This is a genomic window from Steroidobacter sp. (assembly GCF_016790065.1).
GTDB lineage: Bacteria > Pseudomonadota > Gammaproteobacteria > Steroidobacterales > Steroidobacteraceae > Steroidobacter.
On sequence record NZ_JAEUPY010000394.1, the window covers coordinates 1 to 8,758 of the forward strand.

Below are 8,758 nucleotides of genomic sequence, written 5' to 3' on the forward strand. Positions count from 1 at the left end.
TCATATCCTGGCTGACCGTGGCGCTGATCATTTACGGCTTTCTCGCGGCATACGCAGCGATCTCGCTGGCGCCGGCGGAATTCTGGGTCGCGGTCAACAACGAACGCGGCGTGCCGGACATGCAGGCGGCCTTCAGTAATATTTTCGGCCAGGGCATGTGGACCATCGCCGGCTCGGTGACCGCGTTCCTGGTCGGTCAGTTGATCGACGTGGCGGTGTTTCATCGCATTCGTATGCTGACCGGCGAGCGCTGGATCTGGCTGCGCGCCACTGGTTCGACTGCGGTCTCGCAGCTCGTCGATAGTTTCGTGGTGTTGTATATCGCCTTCGTGCTTGGGCCTCAGCACTGGCCCATGTCGTTGTTCCTGGCAGTGGCGAGCGTGAACTACGGCTACAAGCTGGCGATGGCGTTCCTGCTCATTCCACTGATCTATGGGGTGCGACGATTGATTCGCGGCTATCTGGGCCACGCAACGTCGGAACATCTGCAGGAGACGGCGCGCGTTTCTGGCTAGTTCAAAACAGCAGGCGTGCCATTTCCTTGCGCGTGCGTGCGACGATGGGGTCGGCATCGCCAATCACCTCGAACGCCTGTAACAGGCTGCGACGCGCGAGATCGTCTTTGTAGCTGCGATGCTTGCGCATGATGTCCAGCCAGGTTTGCAACGCCGGCTCCACATCGCCACCCAACAGCTGATGTACGGCGAGCGCGTGTCGTAGCGCCAGATCGTCAGCGTTGTTTGCTACACGCTCACGCAATGACAGAACATCCGGATGCGCTGCGATGACATCGCTGAAGGTCAGCAATGCAGCCAGTCGCTTCACGGCGGTGTGGTTCGGCTCGATGCCTTGGAGTCGAGCTAGCTCGCTGCTGGCGGCTTCGAGATCACCGTCCAGCGCTTTGAGCTCGGCCAGTTCGGTCAAGTAAGAAATATTCTCGGGATCGTCGACCAGCGCGCCTTCGATGAGTGTGCGGGCACCGGAGAAATCGCCGCTGGCTTTCAACGCTTGTGCTCGCTCCAGCGGCGCATCGGAGCTCTTGGGCAAATGCTTGTCCAGCAGCTGCCGGATCTGGGCTTCAGGCACCACGCCCATGAAATGATCGACTGAGGTGCGGTCCTTGAACAACACCACGGTCGGCAAACTGCGAATGCCCAGTTGCTGCGCCAATTCCTGTTGTTCGTCGGTATTGACCTTGGCCAGCTTGAAACGGCCGCCATACTCCGCGGCCAGCCGGTCCAGCGTGGGCATCAATTGCTTACACGGTCCGCACCAGGGTGCCCAGAAGTCCACCAGCACCGGCACTTGCGCCGAGGCTTCGACCACTTCGGTCATGAAGGTGTCTGCAGTTACCACGGTCGTTTCTAGACTCACTGGGTCCTCCGGCACGGCAGTCGGCTCAAGCGAGATGTCATGGGGGCGGTGCGCCGCACTTCAAGCCTGGCCGCTGACCCGATCTGCGAAGTAATTGTCCCGGAAAGCACGGATCGGCGCTCCCCGCCCCTCTAAGGTCACTAACGGGTGACTAACGGAAAATCGGCGCTGAATCGTCCCTAGTGGGACTCCCTCGGAAGTCCTGCATGTCCGGCAACGCATTCCTGTTCGATGTTTTCATGACGTGTCGAGCGCGGCTCGCTCGCGTCGTGTCGCGCATCGTGCCGCCCCACGAAATCGAAGACATCGTCCAGGAAACCTACGTCCTGGTGTGCCAGTTCAAGCACGACAAGGAAATCCGGCGGCCGCAAGGCTTCATGGTCAAGACCGCCCGCAACCTGGCATTGGACCATGTGAAACGTGCCGAGTGGCGCCTGGCGTCGTCGCTGGACGAACAGATGGAGGCGCTGATCGAGGCGGGCGCTGACACCAGCGACGCGACCTTCAAGCAAGCCGCATCCGACGAAGAGTTCGCGCGGTTCTGCGAGGTGGTGCGGCAATTGCCCGTGCAGTGCCGGCGCGTGTTCGTGCTGAAAAAAGTTTACGGTTACTCGCAGAAGGAGATCGCTCGCGAACTGGGCTTGAGCGAGCACACCGTCGAGAAGCACGTCGCCAAGGGGATCGAGCTTTGCGCCCGGCTGATTCTGGACAGCGAATCCAGCCAGGTCATGGACACCGCAACGAAGCGGCCGCTCGCGAGGAGGCGCGGATGAGTAACGTGTATCGCCTGGCGACCGAGCCGCCCAACGCTTTGAGCGAGGCGAGCGAATGGATTGCGAAAGTGGATCGCGGCTTGTCGGCCGCCGAGCAGCAACAGCTCGAGCAATGGTTGGCTGCCGATCCCGCTCACGTGGCTGTGTTGATGAAAGTGGCGCGCGTCTACGACAAGCTCGACGCGATGGCGCGGCTCGCCGATCTATTCCCGAAACCCGAGTCGAGTCGCAGTCGCTGGCTGGTGCCGGTTTCCGTCGCCGCATCCTTACTGGTCGCAGTGCTCATTGCTACGGTGAGCTTCATCGATTGGCGGCCGGCGGAGCATGCGCCTGCGGTCGCAGCGATTGCCGCGGATTCTGGCGAGCATACTTTCGCCACTCCGGTAGGCGAGCGCTCCACGATTGCGCTGGCCGACGGTTCCAGTCTCACGCTGAACACCGATACGCGAGTTCGCGTGCGTTTCACCGACGCGGCGCGGGAGTTGTACCTGGAACGTGGCGAGATGCATCTGCAGGTCGCTCACGAACGTAAGCGACCGTTGAACGTTTATGTCGGCGATCGCTTCGTGCAAGCCGTCGGCACCGAATTCAATCTGCGCATCGGCCACGATCAGCGCGTCGAGCTGTTGGTGACTGAAGGCAAGGTGCTGGTGGGGCTGCGGGGCGACTTGCCATCGATAGTGGATGGTCCGCCGACGCCGTCTGTGAAGCTCGCGAGTGCCGGCGACTTGCTGGTGGTGAACGAGCTGAATCCCAGCGAGACGCAGCACCTGGCGCCAGAAGAAATCGTCGTGCGCCTGTCATGGCGCGCCGGCAATCTGGTGTTCCGTGGTGAGTCGCTCGCCGAGGCGCTGGTGGAGATCGAACGCTACACCGCTGTGGAATTCATCATCTCCGATGAAAGCCTGAAACAGATTCGGGTCGCTGGCTTGTTCAAGACCGGCGACGTCGAAGGCTTGCTCAAGACCCTCAAAGAAAATTTCAACGTGACGTCGCGCCGGGTCGGTGACGACAAAATCATCCTCGCCAGCAGCAGCTCGGCGGTCCTGTAACAGGCGGTGCGATTTTTCTTCGCAATGACATGCCGGAAAACGCGAGCACAGTCGTCCTTCACAGCAGCGCGCTCAATACGCGCCGCTGAGAAAGACCGAAACGAACTGTATCGATGCCTGGCCAGCATCGTGCTCGCGCTCGCCCTGACGATGCTGTCGGCGACCGGGCGCGCGGGCGAACCGCTCGCGCACAAGCGAATCGCTTTCGATATTTCTCGGCAACGGGCGGATCAGGCGCTCATCGAGTTTGCCGAGCAGGCGGATGTGACCTTCATGTTTCCTTTTGAAGTGTCGCAAAACCGCACGGCCAATCGGGTCGTGGGAACCTATACCGTGGCAGAAGCGATCACGCTGCTGTTACGGGATACGGGGTTGGCTGCCGAGTTCGGAGTCGATGGTGCACTGACCGTAAGTAAGGGGTCCTCGGTGCCGGCGTTTCGCCGCGCCGACCACACTACGAGAGACGGCACGATGATCGACTCGAACAAACAGAAGATTTCTTTCCTGGCGCGGCTCACTGGAGCAATGGGCGCGCTGTTCTCGGTGGGCGCAGGGGCCCAATCGACAGACAGCGAGACCACGCAAGTACAGCCCACGGTGGTCGAAGAAGTCGTCGTGGCTTCTTCGCGCATTTCACGTGAAGGCTTCACTGCACCTACGCCGACAACTGTCATCGGTGCCGAGGAGTTGCAGAACAATGCCATCGTCAACGTTGCCGACCTGTTGAACGAGGCGCCGGCCTTCAGTGGCTCGGTTACGCCTTCCACCACGGTGGTGAACTCACAAAACGCAGGTGGCAACTTTTTGAACCTGCGCGGGCTCGGTTCGGCACGCACGCTGGTGCTCTTGAACGGCCGCCGCCATGTGCCCACTCGCGTCACTGGTTCTGAAGTCGATATCAACGTGATTCCTTCGGCGCTGTTGGAGCGCGTCGAAGTGGTGACGGGCGGCGCCTCGGCTGCGTGGGGCTCGGATGCCGTCGCCGGTGTCGTCAACATGGTCCTGCGCAGCGATGTGAATGGCTTCGAAGGCAAGTTACAAACGGGCATTTCCGATCGCGGCGACAACGAAGAGAATCTCGGCACGCTGGCGTTCGGTACCGGCTTCGCCGATGGCCGCGGCCACTTCACGGCGGCGGCGGAAATCGCACGAAGCGAAGGTGTCTCACCGCAGACCTCGCGCGATTGGGCCAAGCCGGCCTGGGGCATCATCGCCAATCCGGCTTACGCCGCGGGCAACGGCGAGTATCGCCAGCTGATCGTCAGTGGCTATGGCATGTCGAACGGTGCGCTCGGCGGCTTGATCACCAGCGGCCCACTGCGAGGCACGCAGTTCGGCGTTGGTGGTGTGCCGATTCCGTTCACCTATGGCACGTTCGTGCCTGGCAGCTCGTTCATGGCGGGCGGCGACGGTGTGTGGCTCGGCCAGAACATCGCGATCAAGATCCCAGTGGATCGCGAGAACGTTTTCTCGACCGCGCACTTCGACATCAACGATAACCTGCGCGTGTTCGCCGAGGCTTCGTTTGCTCACTCGCAGACTTACAGCGACCTCGTGCCGACCTACAGCCTCGGTGCGACCACGATTTATCGCGACAACGCGTTCCTGCCCGAGTCGATTCGCGATCAGATGCAGACGCTGGGGCTGAACTCATTCTCGCTGGGCCGCTTCGACTACGACCTGCCGATGATCGTCACCGACATCGAAACCAGCACGCGACGCGGCGTGTTCGGCGTCGAAGGCAAGGTTGGCGAATGGGAATGGGAACTGGCCTATCAATACGGCCGCAGTCATTACGACTCCAAACTGCATGGCAATCGCATCCGAGCCAACTATGCGTTGGCGACGGACGCCGTGCTCGATACGGCCACCGGCCGCATCGTCTGCCGCTCGACCTTGACCAATCCCAGCAACGGTTGTCAGCCCATGAACGTATTCGGTGTCGGTTCGCCGTCGCCGGAGTCGGTGGCTTACACCACAGCAACACAATGGCTCGATGCTTATTACACGCAGCGTGCTTTTGATTTCAGTGCGCAAGGTCCGTTGTTCAATACCTGGGCCGGTCAAGCGTCGGCGGCATTCGGTGCGGGTTATCGCAAGGACGAGCTGACGTCTGCGGTGGATGCGTTGTCTGCGAGCAGCGCGTACATCATCGGCAATCCCACAGCGAATGCCGGTTCGTTCGATGTGAAAGAACTGTTCGCCGAAGTGGCGGTGCCGCTGTTGTCCGAGCGCGCCTGGAACAAGTCGCTGGAATTGAATGGTGCGTTCCGCCGCACCGACTACAACCTCAGCGGCGAAGTGACGACTTGGAAGGTGGGGCTGTCGTGGGAGATCAGCGATCAGGTCCGCTTGCGTGGCACTCGCTCGCGTGACATTCGCGCGCCTAACCTGTCCGAGCTGTACACGCCGTACCAGCTGAGCCTGGGCACCATCATCGATCGTGTCAGCAACGTGCAGGCCAACACGTACTTCATCACCACCGGCAATCCGAATCTGGATCCCGAGGAAGCCGACACGACCACCTTCGGTATCGTGTATCAGCCGTACTGGGCCAGCGGTCTGCGCACGTCCATCGACTTCTATGACATCGAAGTGTCGGGCGCGATTTCGACCATCAGCGGTCAGAACATCGTCGACCGTTGCCAGGCCGGGAACGCCAGCCTGTGCAGCCTGATCACTCGCGATGGCAGCGGCGTCATCACTCAGATCGCGTTGAGCCCAGTGAATTTGAGTAAGCTCACTACGCGTGGCGTCGACTTCGAGCTGAGCTACGATTTGCCGCTCGCGGCGCTCGACTTGCCGGGCCGACTGGGCTTGCGCTTGCTGGCGACGTATGTGGATGAGTTGGCGACCAGCGACGGCATCACCAATATCGATCGTGCTGGCGATGTGGGTTCGGGTCACGGTGGCGTGCCGCATTGGAAGGCGCAGGCTGGTCTGACGTATTCGCTCGCTCCGTTCGTGGCCACGCTCGACGGTCGCTACATCGGCGGCGGCAAGTTCGACAACACGTACGGTCAGTACGACATCAACGACAACACCATCGGCTCGGTGTTCTATCTGGACACGGCGCTGCGCTATCAGCTCGATGCGGCAGGGCGTATGGAAGTGTACGGCCGTATCCAGAACCTGCTGGACAAGGATCCGCCGATCAATGTCTTTAACTTTTCACAGTCCATGGCCACCAATTTTGCGCTGTACGATGTCATCGGGCGCTCGTACGTGGCCGGTGTGAGATTCAAGTTCTAATGACTCTATGCAAATGACTGGGAGAATCGAGTGGCTATGACTGTTGGTTCGCGTCGGCCTTGGGCCCGTCGCTCCCTGCTGGCGTTGTCCATCGCGGCCATCGCGATGGGCACCGCCTCGTGTAGCTCGAAAAAAGAGCCTGCGTTCGATCTGCTGGTCGCGGGCGGCACGATCTACGACGGCTCGGGTGGCGAGCCGTTCGTCGGCGATGTGGGCGTGAAGGGCGACCGCATCGTCTACGTGGGACCGAAGGCCGAGGGCGGCGCGAAACAAACGATTCAGGCGCAAGGCAAGGCAGTCTCGCCGGGCTTCATCAATGCGATGAGTCATGCCACGTATTCGCTGCTGACCGATCGCTCTGCCGAGAGCGATCTGCGTCAGGGCGTGACCTTGGAAGTGATGGGCGAGGGCGGCTCGCCCGGTCCGCTGACCGAGGAGATGGCAGCGAAGCAGCAGGAAGATGACGAAGAGGGCAAGCCGCCGTTTCAATGGCGCACGTTCGGGCAGTACATGGAAGGCGTCGAGAAGCTCGGTGTTTCCGTGAACTTCGCTGGTTGGGTGGGTGCGACCACGGTGCGCCAGCATGTGCTCGGCGTCGAGAACGTCAAGCCGACCCCGGAGCAGCTCCAGCAGATGGGACAACTGGTGCGTGGTGCAATGGAAGAGGGCGCGCTGGGCTTGTCCACGGCGCTGATTTATTTGCCGGGCTTGTTCGCCAATGTCGATGAGCTGTCGGCACTGGCCGCCGAGTCAGGCAAGTGCGGCGGCATGTATGTGAGCCACATGCGCAGCGAGGGCGATCATTTCATCGAAGCGCTGGATGAGTTGATCGAAATCGCGCGGCGCTCTCAGGCGCCGGCCGAAGTGTTCCATATCAAGGTCGGCGATCCGAAGAACTGGCCGAAGATGGCCGTCGCGTTGGAGAAGATTCGCGAGGCACGCAAGCAAGGCGTGCGCATCACGGCCGACATGTATACCTATCCGGCGTCTGGCACTGGCATGACTGCGTCGATGCCGCCTTGGGTGCAAGAAGGCGGGCCGGAGAAATTCCGTGCTCGGTTGAAGGATCCGAAGATTCGTGCGCGCGTGATCGCAGAGATGCGTGAGCCGGTGACGGATTGGGAAAACGTCATGCGCGGCGCCGGTGGGCCGAAGGGTGTGATGTTGGCGTCGTTCAAGAACGATAAGTTGAAGCCGCTGATCGGCAAGACGCTCGCTGAAGTCGCGGAGATGCGCGGCGTGAGTGCGGAAGAGGCGGCGTTGCAGCTCATCGAAGAGGACGAGACTCGCGTGGGCGTGTTCTATTTCACCATGAGCGAAGACAACCTGAAGGTGCAGATCCAGGAGCCGTATGTGTCGTTCGGTTCCGATGCGCCGGCGCTGACTGCGGCTGGCGAGACGTTGAAGACCGGCACGCACCCGCGGGCTTATGGAACGTTTGCTCGGGTGTTTGCGAAGTTTGTTCGCGAGGATAAGTTGCTGACGGTGCAGGAAGCAGTGCGCAGGCTGACCAGCTTGCCGGCTGCAAACTATTCACTGACTGATCGCGGCTCGCTGAAGGCAGGTTACTTCGCGGACATCGTCGTGTTCGATCCAGCGACGATTCAGGATCACGCCACGTACGTCGATCCGCATCGTTATTCCACCGGCGTGTCCGATGTCGTCGTGAACGGTGTGGCGGCACTGGCGAACGGTGAGCCCACTGAGGCGCGTCCTGGCCGCTACATTCGCGGTCGTGCTTGGAAGGGCCAGGAAGGCGGTGGTTGTAAGGCCAGCGCGAGCGAGTGGAGCTGGATCGGCTAGTCGTCGAGATCTTCGAACTCACCCGGCACGTCATCGCCGGGTAGCTTCTTGAAAGGTGCGCGCTTCGCTTCGAAGCGCGCACGTGCTTCTGGCTGCGACAGCGCAGCCTCGAGCGCTCCGCTCATCTCATACACGTTGGTGTCGTAGCCTTCCTCGCGCATGGCGCGAATGAACGCTTCAACGTGCGCCCCGCCGGCTTGATACACCATCGGCGCGAATTCCGGATCGATGTCCAGATTGGTGGGATCTTCGAACGACTGCTGGCAGCCGACCACATTGGTGGCGTGATAGTTACGGCAGGTTTGCGGCCGCGCTTCGTAGATCGAGCAACGGCCGGCGCTCAGGAACGGGCATTTGACGTTACGACCCATGCGGTCCATGTCATCCATGTCCTTCAACAGCGCGCTGTTGGCCCGCACCTCTGAATAGATGCGTGCCTTCTCCGTTTCGGGCAGCGTGCGCTCGACAAAGTCGAGCATGCTGAAAGCTTCTACGGCACGGACA

7 protein-coding genes are annotated in these 8,758 nt (G+C 61.1%); 5 read left to right on the top strand and 2 right to left on the bottom strand.

Translation table 11 applies throughout. The annotated features are described in order from the left end of the window. The coding region (locus JNL55_RS16315) for a queuosine precursor transporter (RefSeq protein ID WP_293855635.1) at positions 1 to 515 on the top strand (515 nt) is incomplete at its 5' end. Position 516: 1 nt separating this feature from the next. Here JNL55_RS16315 and trxA read toward each other — a convergent pair. Next, positions 517 to 1,374, bottom strand: a complete 858-nt coding sequence (gene trxA / locus JNL55_RS16320; protein WP_293855638.1) for a thioredoxin — start codon at positions 1,372 to 1,374, stop codon at positions 517 to 519. A gap of 269 nt (positions 1,375 to 1,643) precedes the next feature. On the opposite strand from trxA, the gene JNL55_RS16325 reads away from it, so the two are divergent. The 4 genes from JNL55_RS16325 to JNL55_RS16340 all read left to right on the top strand — a co-directional run bounded on the left by JNL55_RS16325 (position 1,644) and on the right by JNL55_RS16340 (position 8,254). Next, positions 1,644 to 2,147 carry an RNA polymerase sigma factor gene (locus tag JNL55_RS16325; protein WP_415923091.1) on the top strand — a complete coding sequence of 168 codons (504 nt, stop codon included), beginning with the start codon at positions 1,644 to 1,646 and terminating at the stop codon, positions 2,145 to 2,147. After that, a complete protein-coding gene (locus JNL55_RS16330; RefSeq protein ID WP_293855641.1) occupies positions 2,144 to 3,199 on the top strand; it encodes a FecR family protein in 1,056 nt (351 codons plus the stop codon). Before JNL55_RS16325 ends, JNL55_RS16330 begins: the two co-directional genes overlap by 4 nt. A 129-nt stretch (positions 3,200 to 3,328) precedes the next feature. Beyond that, entirely contained in the window at positions 3,329 to 6,451 is a 3,123-nt protein-coding gene (locus JNL55_RS16335; protein ID WP_293855643.1) for a TonB-dependent receptor, read from the top strand. 36 nt (positions 6,452 to 6,487) lie between these two features. Next, the gene (locus JNL55_RS16340) at positions 6,488 to 8,254 is read left to right on the top strand and encodes an N-acyl-D-amino-acid deacylase family protein (protein ID WP_293855651.1); all 1,767 of its coding nucleotides are present in this window, start codon (positions 6,488 to 6,490) and stop codon (positions 8,252 to 8,254) included. On the opposite strand, the gene JNL55_RS16345 is transcribed toward JNL55_RS16340, so the two are convergent. Then, positions 8,251 to 8,758: YkgJ family cysteine cluster protein (locus tag JNL55_RS16345; RefSeq protein ID WP_293855645.1), on the bottom strand; the 508-nt coding region annotated here is incomplete at its 5' end. The genes JNL55_RS16340 and JNL55_RS16345 overlap by 4 nt on opposite strands.